Below are 21,934 nucleotides of genomic sequence, written 5' to 3'. Positions count from 1 at the left end.
GGGCGGGGCCGTGCCGGGCCACAGGTCGTCGACGAGCCGGTCTGCGGGCACCATCGCGCCGCGCGCGGCGACCAGGCGCGCGAGGACGGAGCGCTGCCGGGGACCGCCGAGGTCGGCGGCAACCCCCGCCACCTCGGCGCCGAAGGCCCCGAGAACGCGCACGACAGTCGACATGTCCCGATAAGCCTAACCGGGACATGCCGAACCGCCGTGATCACTCCCCCGGTTACGCCCGGCTGGGTTCCGGCTCCCGCTCGGCGGTCACCGCCTGAGTGCCGCCGTGCAGGTCGATGTCGGGCAGGATGCGCGCGAGCGGCCGCGGCAGCCACCAGTTCGCCTTTCCGAGCAGCGACATCGTGGCGGGCACCAGGACCAGCCGGACGAGTGTCGCGTCCAGCGCCACGGCCACCGCGAGCCCGACCCCCATCTGCTTGATCACCAGGCCGGGGTCGGCGGCGAAGCCGAGGAACACCGCCACCATGATCAGCGCCGCGCTGGTGATGACCCGGCCGGTCGCCGCGAGGCCGCCGGTGACCGAGCCGCGCGCGTCGCCGTGCAGCAGCCACTCCTCCCGCACCCGCGAGAGCAGGAAGACCTCGTAGTCCATCGATACACCGAACAGGACGGCGAACATCAGCAGCAGGATGAACGACGACACCGGGACGCTGTGCGGCAGGCCGAGCAGCCCGGCGCCCCAGCCCCACTGGAACACGGCCGTCAGCACCCCGTACGCGGCGCCGATCGACAGCAGGTTCATCACCGCGGCCTTCAGCGGCGCCAGCAGCGACCGGAACACGATCATCAGCATGATGAACGAGGTGGCCACGACCGCGCCGATCACCGGCCACAGCCGGTCCGACAGCATCCGGGACAGGTCCACGTAGACGGCGGTGAGCCCGGTGATCTCCGTTCCCCCCGGCAGGGCGTGCGCGCGGATCCGGTCGACGAGGCCGGTCACCCGCTCGTCCTGCGGCCCGTACTCCGGCGTCACCATGATCACGGCGGCGTCCCGGTCCGGGGACAGCTGCGGCGGCGACACGGCCGTCACACCGTCGGTGCTCGCGAGCCGCTCACGCAGCCCGGGCAGGACGCTCTGGTCGGTCTTCGTCAGATCGACGGCGACGATCAGCGGGCCGTTCGCGCCCTCCCCGAAGCCCTCCGCGACCAGGTCGTACGCCTGCCGGACGGTGTTGGACGTGGGCTCGCTGCTGGCATCGCTCGGCCACGTCCGCATGCCGAGCGCGGGCGCCGCCAAGGTCAGCATCAGCACGCCCGCGGCGAGCAGCCACGGCCACGGGTGCCGCCCGACATGCCCGGCCCACCGCCGCACGCGCGGCGACTCCACATGGATCGTCGCGCCGGCGGCCCGGTCGCGGCGGCGCAGCACCCGGCGGCCGGCCAGGCCCAGCACGGCCGGCAGCAGCGTGACCGCACTCAGCACGGTCGCCGCCACCACGAGCCCGGTCGTGAAGCCCATCGTCATGAAGACGGGGATCCGGGACAGCACCAGCCCGCACAGCGCGAGCAGCACCGTGAACCCGGCGAACAGCACCGACAGCCCGGCGGTCGCGATGGCGCGCCCCACCGACTCGGGAACGTCCAGCCCCTGCGCCAGGCCCTCGCGATGCCGCGTCAGGACGAACAGGGCGTAGTCGATCCCGACGCCGAGCCCGACCATGGTGGCCAGCGTCGGCGCGGTCGTCGCGACATCGGTGAACGCCGCCAGCAGCGTGATCCCGGACACGCCCACGCCGAGCCCGGCCAGCGCCACGATCAGCGGCAGCCCGGCCGCCACGACCGACCCGAACGCCAGCAGCAGGATGACCAGCGCGGCCACGATCCCGACCGCCTCGGCGACACCGCCCGGCGCCGTCACGTTCTCGGGCACCTGCCCGCCGAACTCGACCTGGTACCCGGCCGCGTCGAGGTTCTTCGTGGCCGACCGCAGCAGGTCGAGGGTCTCCTTGGGCGTCAGGTCCGTGACCGGCACCGAGTACCGGACGGTCACCAGCGCGGTCGCGCCGCCCTTCCCGACCTGCGGCGGATCGACCTCGCTGACGTGCGGCAGCTTGCGCAGCTCCCCGGACGCCGCGGCCAGCTTCGGCTGGTCGACCGTCCCGGACTTCGCGTGCACGACGACCCGCGCGTCCGCCCCCGACAGCGCCGGGAACCTGTCCTGCAGCAGGTCGGTGGCCTGCTGGGACCCCGTCCCGGCCAAGGTGTAGTTGTCGTGCAGGGCTCCCCCGGCGACGCCCGCGAGACCGGCCATCGCCGCCACCAGAGCCAGCCAGACGACGATGAACCGCCAGGGCCGCACCGCGGCGGCCCTCCCCAGGCGGTAGAGCAAACGGGACATCACTTCTCCCCCAGAACGGCAGTGTTCCGACGCCCTACAGCTTCACCGCCCCCTCTTGCCGCCCACTTGCCGCCGACTTGCAGTGCTTGCCCTGGGGGGCGACCCCCTGGAACCCCCGTCACGGGCGGGAGACCGTTTCCCGATCCGCTCCGCGTCTCGTGAAACGGCCTCCCGCCCGGCGGGTCGTGCGACCTCCGGGCGCAGAGCGCCCTCCGGCCACCCGACCCGTGACCGGTGGTCGGCCTTCGGGCTCCGGTGGTCGGCCTTCCGGCTCCGGGGGCGGCCGTAGGCTTGGGGGGTGAGCGAGTTGAACGCCGAGGACGCGAAGATCATCACGCTGGCCAGGTCGGCGCGGGCCCGCACGGGCGCCGCCGAGGGGGCCGCCGTGCGGGACGAGACGGGCCGCACCTACTCGGCCACCAGCGTGGACCTGCCGTCCCTGAAACTCTCGGCGCTCAAGGTCGCCGTCGCGATGGCCGTCTCCAGCGGCGCCGAGGACCTGGAGGCCGCCGCCGTCGTCACCGCCGCCGGCGGCGCGGACCCGGCCGACGTCAGCGCCGTCCGCGACCTCGGCGCCAAGGCCCCGGTGCTGGTCGCCGGGCCCGACGGGACCCTCCAGACGACCGTCTGACTAGCGGGTCCGCTCGGAGTCCGCCGGCTCCTCCGCGTCGGCGGCGGTCGCGCCGAGCCTGCGGACCAGCACGGTCCCGACGCGGTTGCGGCGGCCGGCGATCGTCTCGGCCTTCAGGGAGAGGACGGGGCCGTCGTCGCCGGTGCCGACCTCGGCGGTGGACCCCTCGATGGGGACGCGGCCGAGCGCGTGGGCGAGCAGGCCGCCGACGGTCTCGACCTCCTCGACGTCCATCTCGACGTCGAACAGCTCGGCGAGGTCCTCGACGGGGAGGCGGGCGGTGACGCGGGCGGCGCCGTCGTCCAGCCAGGTGACCGGCGGGGTCTCCACGTCGTACTCGTCGGTGATCTCGCCGACGATCTCCTCCAGGATGTCCTCGATGGTGACGAGGCCGGCGGTGCCGCCGTACTCGTCGATCACGATCGCGACGTGGGTCTGCCGGGCCTGCATCTCGCGCAGCAGCTCGTCGATCGGCTTGCTGTCGGGGACGTAGGTGGCGGGCCGCATGACGGAGTCGACCGTCTCGACGGACTCGCCCTCGCGGTGCTCCTGGCTGCGGCGGACGACGTCCTTGAGGTAGGCGATGCCGACGACGTCGTCCTCGTTCTCGCCGACGACCGGGATGCGGGAGAAGCCGCTGCGCAGGGCGAGGGACATCGCCTGCCGCAGCGTCTTGCGGCGCTCGACGAACACGATGTCGGTGCGCGGCACCATCACCTCGCGGACCAGGGTGTCGCCCAGCTCGAACACCGAGTGGATCATCTCCCGCTCGACCGGCTCGATCAGGCTGCGCTGCTCGGCCAGGTCGACCAGGTCGCGCAGCTCCGCCTCGGACGCGAACGGGCCCTCCCGGAAGCCCTTGCCGGGCGTGAGGGCGTTGCCGAGCGCGATCAGGAGGCGGGGCAGCGGCCCGAACACGCGGGTCACCGGGTGGATCACGGCGGCGCCCACCAGCGCGATCCGGTCGGCGTGCTGGATGCCGAGGGTGCGCGGCCCGACCCCGATCACCACGTAGCTGACCACGATCATGACCGCGGCGGCGGTGACGTAGGCGCGCCAGGTCTCGTCCAGCCAGGAGATGCACAGGTCGGCGACGATCACGGTGGCGACCAGCTCGCAGCCGATCCGCAGCAGCAGGACCATGTTGACGTAGCGGGCCGGGTCGGCGACGACCTCGGCCAGCCGCTTCGCGCCGCGCCGCCCCTCCCGGACGACCTCGTCGACGGTGACGCGCGACACCCGGGCGAGCGCCGTCTCGGTGCCGGCCAGCAGGCCCGCCAGGAAGACCAGGCCCACCGCCAGGGCGGACAGCCACGCCTGCGTGGTGCTCATCAGCCGCCGCGTTTCTCCCGCCAGGAGGCGAGCAGCCCGGCCTGCAGGCCGAACATCTCCTTGTGCTCCTCCGGCTCGGCGTGGTCGTAGCCGAGGAGGTGCAGGATGCCGTGCGCGCACAGCAGTTCGAGCTCCGCCTCCGTGGAGTGCCCGGCCTCGCGGGCCTGCTTCTCCGCGACCGCCGGGCACAGCACGACGTCGCCGAGCAGCGCGGGGTCGGTGTCGCCGTCCTCGTCGGCGCCGCCGGAATTATGGCCGGGGCGCAGTTCGTCCATCGGGAAGGACAGCACGTCGGTCGGGCCGGGCTCGTCCATCCACTTCTCGTGCAGCTCGGTCATCGCGGCCTCGTCGACCAGCAGCACCGACAGCTCCGCCAGCGGATGGACGCGCATCCCGTCGAGGACGTGCCGGGACAGCCCCGCGATCGCGTTCTCGTCGACCGGGACGCCCGACTCGTTGAGCACCTCGACGGTCACTGCCGCCCCCGCTTGCGGGACCCGCCGCGCGCACCCTGCTTGAACTCGGGGACCTGCTCCTCGTCCCAGCGGGTGTAGGCGTCGACGATGTCGGTGACGAGCTTGTGCCGGACGACGTCGCGGCTGTTCAGCCGGCAGAAGTCGATGTCCTCGACGCCGTCCAGGATGTCCTGGACGACGCGCAGCCCGCTCCGCTGCCCGCTCGGCAGGTCGACCTGCGTGACGTCGCCGGTCACGACGACCTTCGACCCGAACCCGAGCCGGGTGAGGAACATCTTCATCTGCTCGGGCGAGGTGTTCTGCGCCTCGTCCAGGATGATGAACGAGTCGTTCAAGGTCCGTCCGCGCATGTACGCGAGGGGGGCGACCTCGATCGTGCCGGCGGCCATCAGCCGCGGGATCGAGTCGGGGTCGACCATGTCGTGCAGCGCGTCGTACAGCGGGCGCAGGTACGGGTCGATCTTCTCGTAGAGCGTTCCGGGCAGGAACCCGAGCCGCTCCCCCGCCTCCACGGCCGGGCGCGTGAGGATGATCCGGTTGACCTGCTTGTCCTGGAGCGCGCGGACGGCCTTGGCCATCGCCAGGTAGGTCTTGCCGGTGCCGGCCGGGCCGATGCCGAACACGATCGTGTGCTTGTCGATCGCGTCGACGTACCGCCGCTGGTTCAGCGTCTTCGGGCGGATGGTGCGGCCCCGGCTGGACAGCACGTCCAGGGTGAGGACCTCCGCGGGACGCGCGTCGCCCTCGCCGCGCAGCATCGCCAGGCTGCGCTCGACGGCGTCGGGGGTGAGCTGGGTGCCGCCCTTCAGCAGTTCGAGCATCTCGGTGAAGAGCCGGGAGACCAGGGCGGTCTCGCCCTCCGGGCCGGTCACGGTGATCTCGTTGCCGCGGACGTGGATGTCGATGCCGCTGCCGAACGCGTGCTCGATCGCGTGGAGCAGCTCATCCCGGGAGCCGAGCAGGCTCACCATCGAATGGTCGTCCGGCACCACGATCTTGAGCTGGGAGTGCGAGCCTGTCCGGTCGTCGCGTCCCGTGCGAGTTGACCTCGTGTGAGTTGATTCGACCATCAGCCGGGCCTTGCGGCCTTTCGGACCTGCCTTCTGTCTGCTCCGGGTGTCAAGGTCTGCCGGTTCCATCGTACCGACGACCCCCGACACCCCGCCGATGGTTTTCCGCGCGGCGAACGGCTCAGCCGGGCGGCCAGTTGAGGCCACGCCCGCCCAGCACGTGGGCGTGCACGTGGAACACCGTCTGGCCCGCCTGGGCGCCGGTGTTGAACACGACCCGGTAGCCGGTCTCGGCGATGCCGTCGTCCACCGCGACCTGGTGCGCCTCGCGCACCACCTCGGCCAGCAGCTCGACGTCGGAGGCGGCCAGCTCACCGACGGTGGGGTGGTGGTCGCGCGGGATGACCAGGACGTGCGTCGGCGCCTGCGGGTTGATGTCGCGGAACGCCACCGTCCCGGCCGACTCCCGGACGATCTTGGCGGGCACGTCCCCGGAAACGATCTTGCAGAACAGGCAGTCGGTCATCTGTCTCCCCTCCCGTACGGTCCGTGACCGCCCCGGAATCCTATCGAGATCGCCGCGGGCATGGCTCGCCGCGGCCCGCACTCGATAGGGTTTTCGGGATCGACATCCGGCCGCGGTCGGCATAGCGACCGGCCACTGGTTAAGGTTGTCAGATCAAGGCGTACCCCCCGGTTCGCAAGGCATTGCGGCCCCTCTCGCCCGACGGGGACGCCATGTTCATGCAGGCCCGGCCGAACCGTCCGAATGGACGGCGGGGGGCCGGCAAAGGCGGCGGATAGGTGACCGAGGCAAACCAGGACATGCCCTTTCGTAAACCGAACGACGAGGGGACGCGTCCAACTGACGTGACCGAGACCCTCGTGGCCAGGGGCACGGCGGGAGCGGTGGCCGTCGCCTGGGACGCCGATCAGGCGGTGACCGCCCTCTACAGCGCCAACTACCGTTCGCTGGTCCGCCTCGCGGCGATGCTGGTGCGCGACGCCGGGACGGCGGAGGAGGTCGTGCAGGACGCGTTCGTCGCGATGCACGGCGGATGGCGCCGCCTGCGCGATCCCGACAAGGCCCTGTCGTACCTGCGGCAGTCGGTGGTCAACCGGTCGCGGTCGGTGCTGCGGCACCGCGCCGTCGTCGAGAAGTACGCCCCGAAGGGCCTGCCGGACGCGCCGAGCGCGGAGGCCGGGGCCATCGGGGAGCTGGAGCGCTCGGCGGTCGTCGACGCACTGTCCCGGCTGCCCACCCGCCAGCGGGAGGCGCTCGTCCTGCGCTACTACGCCGACCTGTCCGAAGCGGAGATCGCCGGCGCGATGGGCATCTCCCGCGGCGCCGTGAAGAGCCATACGGCACGCGGCATGACCGCGCTACGCAACGTCCTGGAGCAGTTCTCATGACCACCGACCCCCACGACGAGCACGGCGAGATCCTCCGCCGCGCCCTGCACGCGGAGGCGGATTCGGTCAACCCCGCGGGCGACGGCCTGGAGCGCATCCGGGCCCGCATCGCGGACGGCCACGGCCGCCGGTTCGGTCTCGGACGGTTCGGCCCGGCCCGCTTCGGGTTCGACCGGTTCACCGTCAACTGGGCGCGGCCCGTCCTCGCCGTGGCCGCCGCCGTGCTGGTCGCCGCGCTCGGCGTGACGGCGCCGAAGACCATGAACCTCATCCAGCAGTCGGTCGGCAACAACAGCCCGTCCGACCACGGCGCGAACAACGACGACGGCGACCGCACCGGCGCCGGCGGCGACCCGGAGTTCCCCGCACCGGCGTCGCCGGGCGGCAGCGCGTCCGGCGCCCCGAGCACCTCGCAGACGCCGAGCACCAGTTCCTCGCCCGGGATCTCGGCGTGCAGCATCCCGCCGCCCGGCGGCCCCACCATCGCGGCCTCCCCCGGCGCGAGCGCCACCCCGACGCCGGCGACGTCGCCGTGCCCGAGCGACTCGCCCACGCCGCCGGCGTCCTCGACGCCGACGCCGCCGACGTCCACGACGCCCGATCCCGGCGACCCGACCGAGAAGCCGACGCCGCCCGAGACGAGCCAGCCCTCGACGACGTCCGACCAGGGCGGCGCGACCGCCCCCTGACGGGCCCTACCAGCGGCCGGTGGCGGCCAGCAGCACACCGGCCGCCACGACGCCGGCCGTCGACGTGCGCAGCACGGTCGGGCCGAGCCGCGCCGGCCGGCCGCCGGCACCGGCGAACAGCTCCAGCTCCTCCTCGGCGATCCCGCCCTCCGGGCCGACCACGAGGATGATCTCGCCCTCCGCGGGCGGCTCCACGGCGCTCAGCGGCGCCTCGGCCTCCTCGTGCAGGACCAGGGCCAGGGACGCGGCGCCGATGCGCGCGGCGACGTCGTCGGTGGACGCCAGGTCCGCCACCTCGGGGAGCCGGCCGCGGCGGGCCTGCTTGCCGGCCTCGCGGGCGGTCGCGCGCCAGCGTCCGAGGGCCTTCTCGCGGCGCTCGGGACGCCACCGGGTGACGCACCGGGCCGCCGCCCACGGGACGATCTCGTCCACGCCGACCTCGGTCATCGTCTCGACCGCCAGCTCGCCCCGGTCGCCCTTCGGGAGGGCCTGGACGACCACGAGGCGCGGTTCGGGCGGCGGCTGCCGGTGCCGGGCCAGCACGTCCAGCGTGAGGGACGCGCGGTCGGCGGCGGTGACGACGCACTCGGCCAGCAGGCCCGCGCCGTCGGTCAGGTCGACGCGCTCCCCGGGCCGCAGCCGCCGCGCCGCCGCGGCGTGCCGACCCTCGGGACCGTCCAGCAGGACCGTGTCGCGCTCCAGCGCGTCCGTCCCCGCGAGGAAGACCGGCGCGCTCATGCGTTCCGGTGGGGGGCGGCCCCCCGCATCGCCGCGCTCATGCGCGTCCCCCTCGTCACTGCTCCGAATCGCCGCGGCGGCCTTCCTGGTAGGCCTCCGCCACGGCGCTTCAGTGCTGGTTGAACGCGTCCTTGATGCGGGAGAACATGCCGCTCCGGTGCCCGGGGGCGAACTTGCCCGGCGGGCGCTCCTCGCCGCGCAGCACCGCGAGCCGTCGCAGCAGCTCCTCCTGCTCCTCGTCGAGCCTGCCCGGCGTCTCCACGTTCACGTGGATCATCAGATCGCCGCGGCCGCTCTCGTTGAGGTGCCGGACGCCCCGGTTGTAGAGGGTGATGACCTGCCCGGACTGCGTGCCCGGCTTGATGTCGACGCTCTCGGCGGCGTCCAGCGTCTCGATGGTCACGCTGGTGCCGAGCGCGGCCGCCGTCATCGGGATCTCGACCGTGCAGTGCAGGTCGTCGCCCTCCCGCTCGTAGATCGGGTGCGGCTTCTCCACGATCTCCAGGAACAGGTCGCCGGGCGGGCCGCCGCCCGGGCCGACCTCGCCCTCGCCGGCGAGCTGGATGTGGATGCCGTTCTCCACCCCGGCCGGGATCTTGACCTTGACGGTGCGCCGGGTGCGGACCCGTCCGTCGCCCGAGCACTCGGTGCACGGGTTGCGGATCACCGAGCCGAACCCGCCGCACGCCGGGCACGGCCGGGCCGTCATGACCTGGCCGAGGAACGAGCGCTGCACCTGCTGCACCTCGCCGCGCCCGTGGCACGTCTCGCAGGTCTCCGGGTGGGTGCCGGGCGCGCAGCCCGACCCCTCGCAGGCCGTGCAGGCGACCGCGGTGTCGATGGACAGCTCCCGGGTGGTGCCGAACGCGGTCTCGCGCAGGTCGAGCTCGACCCGCAGCGTCGCGTTGCGGCCGCGCCGCGCCCGCGACCGCGGGCCGCGCGAGGCGGCGGTGCCGAAGAAGGCGTCCATGATGTCGCTGAACGGGAACCCGGCGCCGCCGAACCCGCCGGCGCCCGCGCCGCCCGCCGCGGCGAACGGGTCGGCGCCGAGGTCGTACATCTCGCGCTTCCTCGGATCGGAGAGCACCTCGTACGCCTGGGTGATCTCCTTGAACTTCTCCTGGGTCTCCGGATCCGGGTTGACGTCCGGGTGGAGTTCCCGCGCGAGCCGGCGGTAGGCCTTCTTCACCTCGTCGGCGCTGGCGTCCCGCCGGACGCCGAGGGCCGCGTAGTAGTCGTTCGCCACCTTACGACCCCGCCAGGATCTGTCCCACGTAGCGTGCCACTGCCCGTACCGCTCCCATCGTGCCCGGATAATCCATGCGTGTCGGCCCGAGCACTCCCAGCCGGGCCAGTGTGAGGTCGCCCACCCCGTAGTCGGCGGCGACGACCGAGGTCGATCTGAGCCCCAGATCGGGGTTCTCGGTGCCGATCCGCACCGTAACTGTAGAGGAGTCGCCGGTCTCGCCGAGCAGCCGCATGAGGACCACCTGCTCCTCCAGCGCCACCAGCACCTCCCGCAGGCTCGGCGAGAAGTCCACGGCGGCGAGGTTCGCCGCCCCGGCGAAGACGATCTTCTCCTCGTGGTTCTCGACGAGCGTCTCCAGCAGCACCGACAGCACCGACGCCGCCACCGCCCGGTCGTCCGGCCCCACCTTGTCCGGCAGGTCCGCGACCGCGGCCGGGACGTCGCCGAGGCCCAGCCCGTCGAGGCACGTGTTGAGCAACGCCCGCAGGTGCCCGATCGATTCCTCGGAGATCTCCCCGGTCTCGATGACGCGCTGCTCGACCCGCCCCGTGTTCGTGATCAGCACGAGCAGCAGCCGCCCCTCGGCGACCGGGACCAGCTCCACGTGCCGGACCGCCGAGCGGATCAGCGACGGGTACTGGACCACCGCGACCTGCCGGGTCAGCTGCGCCAGCAGCCGCACCGTCCGGCCGACGACGTCGTCGAGGTCGTACGCGCCGGACAGGAACGTCTCGATGGCGCGGCGCTCGGCGACCGACAGCGGCTTGATCGTGGACAGCCGGTCGACGAACAGCCGGTAGCCCTTGTCGGTGGGGACGCGCCCGGCGCTGGTGTGCGGCTGCGCGATGTAGCCCTGCTCCTCCAGCACCGCCATGTCGTTGCGGATGGTGGCCGGCGACACCCCGAGATTGTGCCGGTCGGCCAGCGCTTTGGAGCCCACCGGTTCGTTGGTGGAGACGTAGTCCTCGACGATGGCGCGCAGGACCGCGAGTTTCCGGTCGTCCAGCACGGTGTCACCTCCTTCGTCCGGCCGGGCCGTGCACTGGCACTCCATACTCCCGAGTGCCAAGTCTACGGCCCGGAGGGCTCCGCCGGGGCGCCCGGCCACTCTCCGCATGGCTGCGCGATCCTATCCGTATCGGACGCGGGCGCCACGCCGAGGGACGAGGGGCGACACCGCGCGGGCCTCCCGCCGGGTTAATGTGCGGACCCGTGCGGAGTAAGAAATACGAAAACGACGTGCTGGCCGGCGACTGGCGCCGGCCCCGCAAGGGACAGATCCCGGAGGTCCCCGCCGAGCCGGGCCTCGTCGCGGAGGATCCCGGCAGCGGGTTCTGCGGCGCCGTGGTCGGCTGCGACAAGTTCGGCGTCACCCTGGAGGACCGGTTCGGCAAGCGGCGGGTGTTCCCGCTGGCCAAGTCGGGGTTCCTCATCGACGGCAAGCCGGTCACCCTGGTCAGACCGGCCGCCGAGCCGGCGGGCAGGGCGCGGTCGGCGTCCGGCTCGGTCGCCGTCCGGGGCCTGCGGGCGCAGGTGGCCAAGGAGAGCCGCATCTACGTGGAGGGCCTCCACGACGCCGAGCTGGTCGAGAAGATCTGGGGCCACGACCTGCGCGTCGAGGGCGTCGTCGTCGAGTACCTCGAAGGCGTGGACGACCTGCCCGCCATCGTCGAGGAGTTCGCCCCGGACGAGCGGCGGCGCCTCGGCGTCCTCGTCGACCATCTCGTGGCCGGGTCCAAGGAGTCCCGGATCGCGGCGCAGGTCACGTCCCCGCACGTCCTCGTCACCGGCCACCCGTTCATCGACATCTGGGAGGCCGTCAAACCCGCGTCCGTCGGGATCCGGGCCTGGCCCCGCATCCCGCGCGGCATCCCCTGGAAAGACGGCATCGTCGCCGAACTCGGCTGGGGCGACGACACGGGCGCCGCATGGAAGCGGATCCTCGGCTCCGTGAACACCTACACCGACCTGGAACCCGCGCTCCTAGGCCGAGTGGAAGAACTCATCGACTTCGTCACGACCCCTTAGGTCAGGGTGTGGAGGACGGCGTCGGCCAAGAGGCGGCCGCGCCGGGTCAGGACGGCGCGGCCCGACTCGTAGGGGGCGGGCTCGATCAGGCCGTCGTCGATGGCTCCGCGGACGGCCTTGTCGTCCAGCAGGGTCGCCGGGCAGCCCTGGGCGAGCCGGAGTTCGAGCATGATGCGCTCGAAGCGGCGGTCCGCGGCGTTCAGGACCTCCCTGGCGTGGGCGGGCGTGGTGCCCTGCGACAGGCGGTCGGCGTAGGCGGCGGGGTGCTTGACGTTCCACCAGCGGGTGCCGCCGACGTGGCTGTGCGCGCCGGGGCCGACGCCCCACCAGTCGGCGCCCGTCCAATAGAGCATGTTGTGGCGGCAGGCCGCGCGGGGGTCGGCGGCCCAGTTCGAGATCTCGTACCAGTGCAGCCCGTGCGCGCTGAGCAGCTCGTCGGCGATGAGGTAGCGGTCGGCCATGGCATCGTCGTCCGGTGGCGTCAGCTCGCCGCGTTTCACCTGTGCCGCCAGGCGGGTGCCCTCCTCGACGATGAGCGCGTAGGCCGACACGTGGTCGGGCTCCGCCGCCAGGGCCGCCTCCAGGGAGCCCCTCCAGTCGTCGTCGGTCTCCCCTGGCGTGCCGTAGATGAGGTCGAGGTTGATGTGCTCGAAGCCGGCCTTGCGCGTCCACTCGACGACCTGCGGGACGCGTCCGGGCGTGTGCGTCCGCTCCAGGACGGCCAGGACGTGCTCGCGCGCGCTCTGCATGCCGTAGGAGATGCGCGTGAACCCCTGCTCGCGGAGCCGGGTGACGTAGCGCTCGTCCACCGATTCGGGGTTGGCTTCGGTCGTGACCTCGGCACCCGGGGCGAGACCGAACTCGGCATCGACGGCGGCCAGGACGCGGCCCAGATCCTCTGGCGGGAGGAGCGTCGGGGTTCCGCCGCCCACGAAGACCGTCTCGACGGGCAGGTCCACGTCCCCGAGCACCCGCCGCGCCATCCGGATCTCGCTGATCGCTGTGTCGGCGTAGGAATCGCGGCTCGCGCCCGGTCCCAGCTCGGTGGCCGTGTAGGTGTTGAAGTCGCAGTAGCCGCACCGCGTCACGCAGAAGGGGACGTGCACGTAGAAGGCGAACGGCCGCTCTCCTAGGCCGTCCAGGGCACCGGCGGGCAGCGAACCGTCCGCCGGTACGGGGTCACCATCAGGAAGCGTCGAGGGCACCCCTCAAGTCTGCCCCGCCTTGGCGGCTGCTCGGTCCGGTCAGTCCTCGCCGAGCTTGTCGCGGAGCCAGTCAGGGATGTGCTCGTCCGTGCGGGGGAAGCGGTCGAGGTCCAGGGTGTAGGCGGACGGCGCGAGCGGCGGGCTGAAGTCGGGCTCGCCGTCGTAGTCGAACTCGGCGCTGAAGTGGCCGGAGCGCTCGACCTGGAGGCGCGCGGTGAACCAGGCGCCCTTGCCGGTCCGGTACATGACGCGGCGCAGCTCGTCCATCTTCCCGACGGCCTGGCCGGGCGGCAGGGCCGTGCGGCGCTCCCCGTCCGGCCCCTCCACCTCGAAGGAGGCGCTGTCGATGCCGACCGTCGCGCGGAACTCGAAGTCGAGCCGCTCCCAGTCCGCGGGAGCGGCGGACCGCAGCGCCCGGACGGCGCCGTTCACCGTTTCCCGCTCCTTCGCGGAACGCAGAACCTGCTCGGGGTGAGTCACACTGCCTCCGCGAGTTCGGGTCGGATCGCTTGATCAGGCACCGTACCCGTCCGACCGTACCCGCACATGCGTCCGGGCCGGGGAGCGCCCGCCGTGTCGCGGCCGACACGGCCGGGCGATGACCTGAGACGGCCCAACGAATACGGATATGGTCGTCCGGATGCGAAATGAGGGTGCGGGCGGGGCTGGGCGTGTGCCCGCGCGTGTGCTGCTGCGCGGCGAGCCCGGCGGGTGGCACTGGGCGGTGGTGGACGACGCGGGCGCCGAGCGGCGCTCGGAGTTCGCCGGAGCGGGGACGCGCTGGCCGGCGGGCGAGTCGGAGCCGGCGTGGTGGCGCCGCCGGCTCGACGAGACCGCGGAGGGGCTGCGGGAGGCGGTCGCCGAGCGGCTGACGGACGCGACGTTCCGCGACTTCGGCGTCGAGACCAGGATCACGTGGTTCGCGCTGGACGACCCGGTCGAGTGGGAGGGCATCGTCACCCTCCGGGAGGCCGATCCGGCGCGGTTCCCGGGACGGGTGCCGCCGTTCGTGGTCACGCTGGAGCCGGGGCGCGGGGCGCTGCTGCCGGATGCGAACCTGCTGTTCTCCACCCGGGCGGCGGATGCCTGGACGACCCTCGCCTCGGTCGCCGAGCGCTGCGGGACCCGTCCGCCGAAGACGTCGTTCCTGTGCGGGTGGGCCGGCCACCGCAGCGTCCGGGTGGGGCGCGGGATGCTCTCGCTGTCCACCGGCCGCGGCGAGGACGGCGTGGAGCGGCTCGCCGAGATCTGCGGGACCCGGACGCCCGGCTGGAGCGGCAACCCGGAGATGCGGTTCCGGCTCGACGGCGTCGACCTGCTGGACGAGCCCGCCGGCGACGTCGTCGCGCTGCTGCGCGAACTGGACCACGAGATCGTCAGGCGCGGCCGGTCCGTCCGGCTGGCCGACTCGGGCCTGACGCTGCACGGGCCGGACGGGCCCGGCCCGGCGGAGCGCTTCACCGGCGCGTCGCTGCGGCTGCCGACGGCGCTCGCGCCGCTGTGGACGGGCTCCTGACGCACACGAAGCCGACACCCGCGGGGGACCGTGCCGTCACCGGAACGCAACCCCGCCGCCGTAGGTTCGCCGATCATGAGAAGCCGTGCGCGTCATGCCGTGCTCGCCGTGACCGGTGCCGCCCTCGCCGGTGCCCCCCTCGTTCTCACCGTCTCCCCCGCCGACGCCGCCGGGACGCGCGGCACGATCAGCGTCCACCGCGGCGGCCCCGCCCGGTCGCTGCCGTTCACCGCGCACCGGGACGGGGAGGCCGTGATCTCCTTCGCCGCGTCCGCCCCCGGTGTCTCGTGGGCCCGCGAGGGCGCCGAGTCCGCGGTCGTGTCGATCGCCGTGGACGGACGCCATGTGACCGACCTCGTCGTCCCCTCGTCCGACCCGATCCCCCGCGGCCTCGGGCTCGGACACGTCGGGAAGGGCCGCCACAAGGTGACGCTGCGCTTCGCGAAGGGCAGCGCCCCGGCCGCCCGCCGCGTCACGCTGCGGCATCCGGAGGTCCGGATGCCGGTGGCGGAGGCGCTCGCCCTGCGCCACGCACCCGTCGTCGTCGGGCGGACGGGCTGGCCGCTCGGCGACCCGTACCAGAACGCCACCACCGACGCCCCGCTGATCGCCTGGCACGAGACCCGTCCCGCCGACACCCCCGGCCACAAGATCATCGAGTACTCGGTGGTGTGGAGCAACGAGGACGGCGGCACCGACACGCCCGCTCTGATGGCCCGCTGGGGCCGGACGACCGACATCGAGTGGATCTACCGGGTCGAGGTCGACGCGTCCGGGCGCCGCGTGGACGGCACCGGCGTCTACCAGGCGCCCATGCACCTGACGCTCAAGTTCACCGGCCGCTACGAGGGCGACCACCCGGTGCTGCAGACCTGCACCGACAACAACAACATGTGCGACGTGGTCTCCCCCGACGCACCGCTGCGCTTCCTCCTGGACGCCTCCAGGACCCGCCCGGACGGGCGCGCCCGCGAGGTCGTCATGGACCGCGAGCCCTGGACCTACCGCATCGCGGCGCAGGAGATGGTGCGCGAGGGGAAGATCGAGAGCCCGTCCGACCCGGCGACCCCCGGGGTCGGCGACCAGCGGACGTACCTGTTCGCGGAGTTCGCCAAGACGACCGGCGGCGCGACCGGGACCGGTTCCGTGCCGGGTGTCGCGCTCGGGGTGCGGCTCAAGTCCGACCCGTCGGCGCTGTACCGCTCCGACCACGACGAGCCCACGTGGTCCATCGACCGTGACGGCGCCGTCGCCACGACCGTCGAGCTGCCCGCGGGAACGGCGGTCTCCGACATCGCGAGCATCGAGGCCGTCCGCCGTCCGACCGGAGCCGGCGACAACGGCGCGCCGGCCACGGTCACGTCCATCAACCGGGGCTTCTTCCTGGACGACTCGTACCTGCCGCAGCCCTCGTCGGTGACATGGCAGGGCTCGGTCACGCTCACCCAGGCGGAGCCGTCGGCCGTCCTCTGGCGTCCCTGACCTTCTCTAAGGCCGGGCCCGTGGCGCGAAACGGCCACGGGCCCGGCCGTATAGGAGGATCCGTGCGAACTCACGGCGCGTCCAAGGAGTCATACACTTCGCCATAGCCCGCACAGCGAACCCCGAGAGGACGTCCGCCATGGCCTACGGGCCTCCCCCGTCGCCCGGCCAGGGACAGCAGCCTTCGTGGCAGCAACAGGCCCCTTGGCAGCAGCCAGGCAACAGCGCCTGGCAACAGCCGCAGCACGGCCAGCCACAGCAGGCCCAGCCGGGCCCAGGCTGGCAACAGCAGCAGCCCCAGGGCGGAGGCACCGCCCAGATGCCCGGCCACTTCGGCCCGGTCAGCGACGACGAGAAGACGTGGTCGCTCATGGCGTACGTGGGGCAGTTCCTCGTCGGCGCCATCGCGCCCGGTGTCGTCTACCTCGGCAAGGCCCGCTCACCGTTCGTGCGCAAACACGCCGCGCAGGGCCTCAACATGGGGATCGCGGCCATCGCCGTGTGGATCGTCGGCGGCCTGCTGTCGCTGGCCGTCGACTTCTTCATCTGGGTGCCGCTGCTCTTCACGGCCGTCGTGATGTTCTTCCTCGTCTACGCGGGGCGGGCCGCCAACCGGGGCGAGTTCCGCCGCGTCCCCGCGGTGGTCGCCTGGCCCCTGCTCAAGTAGCGCTACTTCTTGCCCCTGTCGGCGTCGCCGCCGCCACCGGTCGAGAGGGCGGCGACGAAGGCCTCCTGCGGGACGTCCACCCGCCCGATGGTCTTCATCCGCTTCTTGCCCTCCTTCTGCTTCTCCAGCAGCTTGCGCTTGCGGGAGATGTCGCCGCCGTAGCACTTGGCGAGGACGTCCTTGCGGATGGCGCGGATGTTCTCCCGGGCGATGATGCGGGCGCCCACCGCGGCCTGGATGGGCACCTCGTACTGCTGCCGCGGGATGAGCTCCTTGAGCTTGGCCGTCATCATCAGGCCGTACTCGCGGGACTTGTCCTTGTGCACGATCTGGCTGAACGCGTCCACCGACTCGCCCTGCAGCAGGATGTCGACCTTCACGAGGTCGGCCTCCTGCTCGCCGCTGGGCTCGTAGTCGAGCGAGGCGTAGCCGCGGGTCCGCGACTTCAGCTGGTCGAAGAAGTCGAAGATGATCTCGGCGAGCGGCAGCGTGTAGCGGATCTCGACGCGGTCCTCCGACAGGTAGTCCATGCCGAGCAGCACGCCGCGGCGGCCCTGGCACAGGTCCATGATCGCGCCGATGTGCTCGGACGGGGACAGCAGCGTCGCCCGCACCACCGGCTCGTACACCGAGCCGATCTTGCCCTCGGGGAACTCGCTGGGGTTGGTGACGGTGTACTCCGTCGCGTCCTCCATGACCACGCGGTACACGACGTTCGGCGCGGTCGAGATCAGCGACAGGCCGAACTCGCGCTCCAGCCGCTCCCGGACGATCTCCATGTGCAGCAGGCCGAGGAAGCCGCAGCGGAACCCGAACCCGAGCGCCGCCGACGTCTCCGGCTCGTAGACCAGCGCGGCGTCGTTCAGCCGCAGCTTGTCGAGCGCGTCGCGCAGCTCGGGGTACTGGTCGCCGTCGACCGGGTAGAGGCCGGAGAACACCATCGGCTTCGGGTCGCGGTAGCCACTGAGCGCCTTCGGCGCCTGCCGGGACGCGCCGGTCACCGTGTCGCCGACGCGCGCCTGCCGGACGTCCTTCACCCCGGTGATCAGGTAGCCGACCTCGCCGACGCCGAGGCCCTGCACGGGCTTCGGCTCCGGGGAGATGACGCCGACCTCCAGCGTCTCGTGCGCGGCCCCGGTCGACATCATCAGGCTCTTCTCGCGGCGCGACAGGTGCCCGTCCATGATCCGGACGTAGGTGACGACGCCCCGGTAGGTGTCGTAGACCGAGTCGAAGATCAGCGCGCGGGCCGGGCCGTCGGGGTCGCCGACCGGCGCCGGCACCTCCTCGACGATCTTGTCGAGCAGCTCGCGGACGCCCTCGCCCGTCTTGCCGGACACGCGCAGCACGTCCGCCGGATCGCAGCCGATGATCCCGGCCAGCTCCTCGGCGTACTTCTCCGGCTGCGCCGCCGGCAGGTCGATCTTGTTGAGGACGGGGATGAGGTGCAGGTCGGCCTCAAGCGCCAGGTACAGGTTCGCGAGCGTCTGCGCCTCGATGCCCTGCGCCGCGTCCACCAGCAGGACCGCGCCCTCGCACGCCGCCAGCGACCGCGACACCTCGTAGGAGAAGTCGACGTGCCCTGGGGTGTCGATCAGGTTCAGGACGTGGTCGACACCCCCGGCCGCCCAGGGCAGCCGGACCGCCTGGCTCTTGATCGTGATGCCGCGCTCGCGCTCGATGTCCATGCGGTCGAGGTACTGGGCGCGCATCTGGCGCTCCTCGACCACGCCGGTCAGCTGCAGCATCCGGTCCGCGAGAGTCGACTTGCCGTGGTCGATGTGCGCGATGATGCAGAAGTTGCGGATGATCGCGGGATCGGTCTTGTCGGGCTGAGGCGCTGGCACCGGGGTCCGTTCGAAACTCACTGGTTGACTGGGATCTGCGTCTTCCATGGTCCCATGCCCGCCGCGATGCTCCGTGCACGGCCTGGTTTGGGGCGGGCCCCGGTGATTGGTAGGCTGTGCGACTGCGTGTGGCGTAGCGTCGTGTCCCGGGGGCACCGTCCCGCCCCCGTTCAGACATTCGTCAGCGCCTGCCGACCGCGCAGGCCCAGGATCGCGACCAAGCTGAGGCACTACGACGTGGCTAACATCAAGTCCCAGATCAAGCGCAACAAGCAGAACGAGAAGGCCCGGCTGCGCAACAAGGCCGTCAAGTCCGAGCTGAAGACGGCGATCCGCAAGTTCCGCGAGGCCGCGGACGCCGGGAACGTCGACGACGCCGTCGCCGCGCAGCGCACCGCCGCGCGCAAGCTGGACAAGGCCGTCAGCAAGGGCGTCATCCACAAGAACCAGGCCGCCAACCGCAAGTCGGCGATCGCCAAGCGCGCCGCCGCCCTCCAGGCCGCCGAGTAGGCGCCGCACGCCCGGGGCCGGCCCTGTCGCGCCGGCCCCGACGCATGTCCGATGGACGAGCGCCGGCTGGTCGAGGTCTCGAAGTATCTGGCCAAGCATCTGCGGCACCGCCCCGAGCGGATCGGCCTCACGCTCGATCCCGAAGGCTGGGCGGACGTCACCGCACTGCTCGCGGTCGCCGCCGACCACTGTTTCGCGCTCACCCGTGCCGAGATCGAGCACGTGGTGGCCGTCAACGACAAGAAGCGCTACGAACTGGACGGCGACCGGATCCGGGCCGTCCAGGGGCACTCGGTCCCCGTCTCACTGAATCTGCCGGTGGTCTCTCCGCCGGAACTGCTCTTCCACGGCACCGTGAGCCGTTTCCTGGACGCCATTCTGCGCGATGGGCTGCTACCCATGGGGCGGCACGACGTCCATCTCTCACCCGACCGGGAGACGGCCCGGCGGGTGGGCGCCCGGCGCGGCCGGCCCGTCGTCCTGGTCGTCCAGGCAGGGCGGATGGCCGCGGACGGGCACGAGTTCCGCGTCAGCGCGAACGGTGTGTGGCTGGCCGGCTCGGTTCCGCCGGAATATCTCGGCGAATGACCTCGGCCGCGTCCCAGCCGTCGATGTGCCGCACCCAGTCAGGCCCCGCCTCCGGACCGAACAGGTACCGGTAGGGGACGATCTCGCGAATGGCGCGGTGCACGTCCAGCCGGTCGTCGATCATGTGCGTGATGCCGAGTTCCGCGCAGTGCCGCGCCTTCTCCTCACGCTTGCGGCAGAACCGGACGTTGTCTTTCGGCAGGCCGGTCCGTTCGTAGAAGTCGTGGTGGTCGAGCCAGGCGAGGGTCCTCTTCCTTATCCGGTCGCCGCATTTTGAGATGATCCAGGCCCGTCCTCCGAATGCCTCGATCAGGCCGGGGAGCACGTCGTAGACGCCTTCGGTCGCGCGCGATGCGAGGGCCTGCTCGAAACTTCCGTCCAAGAACACGGTGTCGTTCTCGCCCGGAGCCAGCAGGCCGCCGTGGATGACCCGGCCGAAGTCGACGCCGAGTCGCGGTTCGATGTCCATGCCATCAACCCTCGGACCGGCGACCCCTATAGCGGAACTATTGATCGAACCACTGGCTATAGTTTTCAGCTATGGACCTGAGCCGCCTCTCCACGGACGCGCTCGCCTCGTTCGCCGTCTTCGCCGACCACCTCAACTTCACCCGCGCCGCCGAGGAACTCCACATCTCCCAGCCGGCCCTCCACGTCAAGGTGCGGAAACTCTCCGAAACCCTGGGCCGCCCCCTCTACACCCGGCGGGGACGCAGGCTGGCCCTGACCTCCACGGGCGAGCTCGTCGCGCGTTTCGCCCGCGACCTCGACGCCCGCATGACGGCGTTCCTCGACGACGTCCACGGCACCGCCCCGGGCCGCGTCCCGACCCTGGCCGCCGGCGAAGGCGCCTACCTGTACCTGCTCGGCGACGTCGTCCGGCCCGGCGTCCGGCTGATCAACGGCGACCGCGCCCGCACCCTGTCCGCCGTCCGCACCGGCCGCGCCGACCTGGGCGTCGCCGTGCTGGACGTCCTGCCCGCCGACATCGAGGCCGTCCCGCTGGCCGCCTACCCTCAGGTCCTGGTGCTGCCGGACGACCATCCGCTGACCGCGAAGCCGCACCTCACCCTGGCCGACCTCGCCGACGCCGCCCTCATCGTCCCGCCCCCGGCGGGCCCGCACCGCATCGCCCTCGAACGCGCGCTGCGCGCCGCCGAGATCCCCTGGTCACTCGCGGTCGAGGCCGAGGGCTGGCCGCTGATGCTGCACTTCGCGTCGCTCCGCGTCGGCCTCGCCGTCGTGAACGGCTGCGTCCCGCCCCCGCCCGGCCTCACCGGACGCGAGATCATCGATCTGCCCGCCGTCCCCTACTACGCTCTCCACCTGCCGGGCCGCGCCGACGACCCCCTGGTCGCCGGCCTGCTGACCGACATCCGCGCATCGCTGAGGAGCACGCCGTGCACTTCGAGATCTCCGTCGACATCGACGCCGCCGCCGAGACCGTCTGGGCCCTCCTCGCCGATGTCGAACGCTGGCCCGGCATGACGGACTCGATCGACCGCGTCGAACTCCTCGACAAGCCCTTCGCCCTCTCCAGCAAGGCCCGCGTGCACCAGCCGAGGCTCCCGGCCGCCGTCTGGACGGTCACGGCCTTCGACGAGAACGAGACGTTCACCTGGGAGTCCCGCTCCCCCGGCGTCCGCACGGTCGCCGCCCATGACATCGCCCGCCGCCCGGACGGCACGGTCTCCGTCCGGCTGGCCATCGACCAGACCGGCCCGCTGGCGCCCGCCGCGTCCCTCCTGGCGGGCCGCCTGACCCGCCGCTACGTCACCATGGAGGCCAACGGCCTCAAGGCCGAGGCCGAACGCCGGTCGGGGACGGGTTCGCCGTAGCGGTCCTGATCGGACGGCCGCGGCCCCTCGGGACCGTCCGGCCGCCCTAGTTCCGGGCGGCGACGATCTGGGCGACGGTCTTCTCCAAGGCGTACGCGGGGTCGGCGGCGCCGCCCTTGACCTGTTCATCGGCCTCGGCGACCGCGGTCAGGGCCCGCGCGACCCCGTCCCCGGACCAGCCCCGCAACTGCTTCTGCACCCGCTCGATCTTCCACGGCGGCATGCCCAGCTCCTTCGCCAGCGCGGCGCCGCGCGCCCCCCGCGGCGCGCCGCCGACCTTCGCCAGCCCCCGCACCCCCTGCGCGAGCGCGCTGACGATCAGCACCGGCGCCACGCCCGTGGCGAGCGCCCACCGGAGC

Annotated in this window: 23 protein-coding genes and 1 pseudogene; 11 read left to right on the top strand and 13 right to left on the bottom strand. The window is 72.4% G+C overall.

All coding sequences use genetic code 11. The features are described from left to right. Positions 1-226: 226 nt before the first annotated feature. The gene (locus E1293_RS27195) at positions 227-2,356 is read right to left on the bottom strand and encodes an MMPL family transporter (protein ID WP_132200329.1); all 2,130 of its coding nucleotides are present in this window, start codon (positions 2,354-2,356) and stop codon (positions 227-229) included. A gap of 298 nt (positions 2,357-2,654) precedes the next feature. Here E1293_RS27195 and E1293_RS27190 point away from each other — a divergent pair, with 298 nt between their 5' ends. Further along, positions 2,655-2,987: a cytidine/deoxycytidylate deaminase family protein gene (locus E1293_RS27190; protein ID WP_132200328.1), complete on the top strand. Its 333-nt coding sequence runs from the start codon at positions 2,655-2,657 to the stop codon at positions 2,985-2,987. Here the strand turns inward: E1293_RS27190 and E1293_RS27185 are convergent, their stop codons facing one another. The 4 genes from E1293_RS27185 to E1293_RS27170 all read right to left on the bottom strand — a co-directional run bounded on the left by E1293_RS27185 (position 2,988) and on the right by E1293_RS27170 (position 6,331). Further along, positions 2,988-4,319 carry a hemolysin family protein gene (locus E1293_RS27185; RefSeq protein ID WP_207939119.1) on the bottom strand — a complete coding sequence of 444 codons (1,332 nt, stop codon included), beginning with the start codon at positions 4,317-4,319 and terminating at the stop codon, positions 2,988-2,990. It lies immediately after the preceding gene. Beyond that, on the bottom strand, positions 4,319-4,795 hold the full coding sequence (gene ybeY, locus E1293_RS27180; protein WP_132200327.1) for an rRNA maturation RNase YbeY: 477 nt from the start codon (positions 4,793-4,795) through the stop codon (positions 4,319-4,321). Before ybeY ends, E1293_RS27185 begins: the two co-directional genes overlap by 1 nt. Continuing rightward, complete coding sequence (locus E1293_RS27175; protein ID WP_132200326.1) at positions 4,792-5,865, bottom strand: PhoH family protein; 1,074 nt, start codon at positions 5,863-5,865, stop codon at positions 4,792-4,794. Before E1293_RS27175 ends, ybeY begins: the two co-directional genes overlap by 4 nt. Before the next feature lie 121 nt (positions 5,866-5,986). Next, entirely contained in the window at positions 5,987-6,331 is a 345-nt protein-coding gene (locus tag E1293_RS27170) for a histidine triad nucleotide-binding protein (RefSeq protein WP_132200325.1), read from the bottom strand. A gap of 299 nt (positions 6,332-6,630) precedes the next feature. Between E1293_RS27170 and E1293_RS27165 the strand changes: the two genes are divergently transcribed. Continuing rightward, positions 6,631-7,218, top strand: coding sequence for a SigE family RNA polymerase sigma factor (locus E1293_RS27165; protein WP_132200330.1), 588 nt, complete (start codon positions 6,631-6,633; stop codon positions 7,216-7,218). Beyond that, positions 7,215-7,907, top strand: coding sequence for a hypothetical protein (locus tag E1293_RS27160; protein ID WP_132200324.1), 693 nt, complete (start codon positions 7,215-7,217; stop codon positions 7,905-7,907). The genes E1293_RS27165 and E1293_RS27160 overlap by 4 nt, the downstream gene beginning before the upstream one ends. A gap of 6 nt (positions 7,908-7,913) precedes the next feature. Here E1293_RS27160 and E1293_RS27155 read toward each other — a convergent pair whose 3' ends face one another. From E1293_RS27155 to hrcA, 3 genes are all read right to left on the bottom strand, one after another. Then, positions 7,914-8,645 (bottom strand): 16S rRNA (uracil(1498)-N(3))-methyltransferase, encoded by a 732-nt coding sequence (locus E1293_RS27155; protein ID WP_132200323.1) that lies wholly within the window; start codon positions 8,643-8,645, stop codon positions 7,914-7,916. A gap of 109 nt (positions 8,646-8,754) precedes the next feature. Further along, positions 8,755-9,891 (bottom strand): molecular chaperone DnaJ, encoded by a 1,137-nt coding sequence (gene dnaJ, locus E1293_RS27150; RefSeq protein WP_132200322.1) that lies wholly within the window; start codon positions 9,889-9,891, stop codon positions 8,755-8,757. A 1-nt stretch (position 9,892) separates the two neighbouring features. Continuing rightward, complete coding sequence (gene hrcA / locus E1293_RS27145) at positions 9,893-10,903, bottom strand: heat-inducible transcriptional repressor HrcA (RefSeq protein WP_132200321.1); 1,011 nt, start codon at positions 10,901-10,903, stop codon at positions 9,893-9,895. Positions 10,904-11,106: 203 nt separating this feature from the next. Between hrcA and E1293_RS27140 the strand changes: the two genes are divergently transcribed. Further along, on the top strand, positions 11,107-11,922 hold the full coding sequence (locus E1293_RS27140; protein WP_132200320.1) for a DUF3097 domain-containing protein: 816 nt from the start codon (positions 11,107-11,109) through the stop codon (positions 11,920-11,922). Here E1293_RS27140 and hemW read toward each other — a convergent pair. Both hemW and E1293_RS27130 read right to left on the bottom strand, forming a co-directional pair. Next, a complete protein-coding gene (gene hemW / locus E1293_RS27135) occupies positions 11,919-13,127 on the bottom strand; it encodes a radical SAM family heme chaperone HemW (RefSeq protein WP_132200319.1) in 1,209 nt (402 codons plus the stop codon). The two genes, E1293_RS27140 and hemW, sit on opposite strands and share 4 nt — an antisense overlap. 39 nt (positions 13,128-13,166) lie before the next feature. Beyond that, the gene (locus E1293_RS27130) at positions 13,167-13,559 is read right to left on the bottom strand and encodes an antitoxin YezG family protein (protein ID WP_243716605.1); all 393 of its coding nucleotides are present in this window, start codon (positions 13,557-13,559) and stop codon (positions 13,167-13,169) included. Positions 13,560-13,767: 208 nt separating this feature from the next. Between E1293_RS27130 and E1293_RS27125 the strand changes: the two genes are divergently transcribed. From E1293_RS27125 to E1293_RS27115, 3 genes are all read left to right on the top strand, one after another. Beyond that, on the top strand, positions 13,768-14,643 hold the full coding sequence (locus tag E1293_RS27125) for a hypothetical protein (protein ID WP_132200317.1): 876 nt from the start codon (positions 13,768-13,770) through the stop codon (positions 14,641-14,643). Between the two features lie 75 nt (positions 14,644-14,718). Beyond that, positions 14,719-16,125: a hypothetical protein gene (locus E1293_RS27120; RefSeq protein ID WP_132200316.1), complete on the top strand. Its 1,407-nt coding sequence runs from the start codon at positions 14,719-14,721 to the stop codon at positions 16,123-16,125. 319 nt (positions 16,126-16,444) lie between these two features. Beyond that, on the top strand, positions 16,445-16,792 hold the full coding sequence (locus tag E1293_RS27115; protein ID WP_165978410.1) for a DUF4870 domain-containing protein: 348 nt from the start codon (positions 16,445-16,447) through the stop codon (positions 16,790-16,792). A 2-nt stretch (positions 16,793-16,794) separates the two neighbouring features. Here E1293_RS27115 and lepA read toward each other — a convergent pair whose 3' ends face one another. Continuing rightward, positions 16,795-18,687 (bottom strand): translation elongation factor 4, encoded by a 1,893-nt coding sequence (lepA, locus tag E1293_RS27110; protein ID WP_132200314.1) that lies wholly within the window; start codon positions 18,685-18,687, stop codon positions 16,795-16,797. Between the two features lie 189 nt (positions 18,688-18,876). Here lepA and rpsT point away from each other — a divergent pair, with 189 nt between their 5' ends. Both rpsT and E1293_RS27100 read left to right on the top strand, forming a co-directional pair. After that, positions 18,877-19,149: a 30S ribosomal protein S20 gene (gene rpsT / locus E1293_RS27105; protein ID WP_132200313.1), complete on the top strand. Its 273-nt coding sequence runs from the start codon at positions 18,877-18,879 to the stop codon at positions 19,147-19,149. 51 nt (positions 19,150-19,200) lie between these two features. Beyond that, positions 19,201-19,737, top strand: coding sequence for an RNA 2'-phosphotransferase (locus E1293_RS27100; protein ID WP_132200312.1), 537 nt, complete (start codon positions 19,201-19,203; stop codon positions 19,735-19,737). Here the strand turns inward: E1293_RS27100 and E1293_RS27095 are convergent. Continuing rightward, positions 19,679-20,206 carry a hypothetical protein gene (locus E1293_RS27095; protein ID WP_132200311.1) on the bottom strand — a complete coding sequence of 176 codons (528 nt, stop codon included), beginning with the start codon at positions 20,204-20,206 and terminating at the stop codon, positions 19,679-19,681. The genes E1293_RS27100 and E1293_RS27095 overlap by 59 nt on opposite strands. 71 nt (positions 20,207-20,277) lie before the next feature. On the opposite strand from E1293_RS27095, the gene E1293_RS27090 reads away from it, so the two are divergent. Then, positions 20,278-21,225, top strand: coding sequence for a LysR family transcriptional regulator (locus E1293_RS27090; protein WP_132200310.1), 948 nt, complete (start codon positions 20,278-20,280; stop codon positions 21,223-21,225). Further along, entirely contained in the window at positions 21,138-21,575 is a 438-nt protein-coding gene (locus E1293_RS27085; protein ID WP_132200309.1) for an SRPBCC family protein, read from the top strand. The genes E1293_RS27090 and E1293_RS27085 overlap by 88 nt, the downstream gene beginning before the upstream one ends. Positions 21,576-21,621: 46 nt before the next feature. On the opposite strand, the pseudogene E1293_RS27080 reads toward E1293_RS27085, so the two are convergent. Further along, positions 21,622-21,934, bottom strand: a pseudogene (locus tag E1293_RS27080) (DNA polymerase III subunit delta); the annotation flags it as partial.

It is taken from the genome of Actinomadura darangshiensis (assembly GCF_004349235.1).
Taxonomy (GTDB): Bacteria; Actinomycetota; Actinomycetes; order Streptosporangiales; family Streptosporangiaceae; genus Spirillospora; species Spirillospora darangshiensis.
The sequence above is the reverse complement of the archived record's forward strand: the minus strand, read 5'-3'. Positions and strand labels throughout refer to the sequence as shown.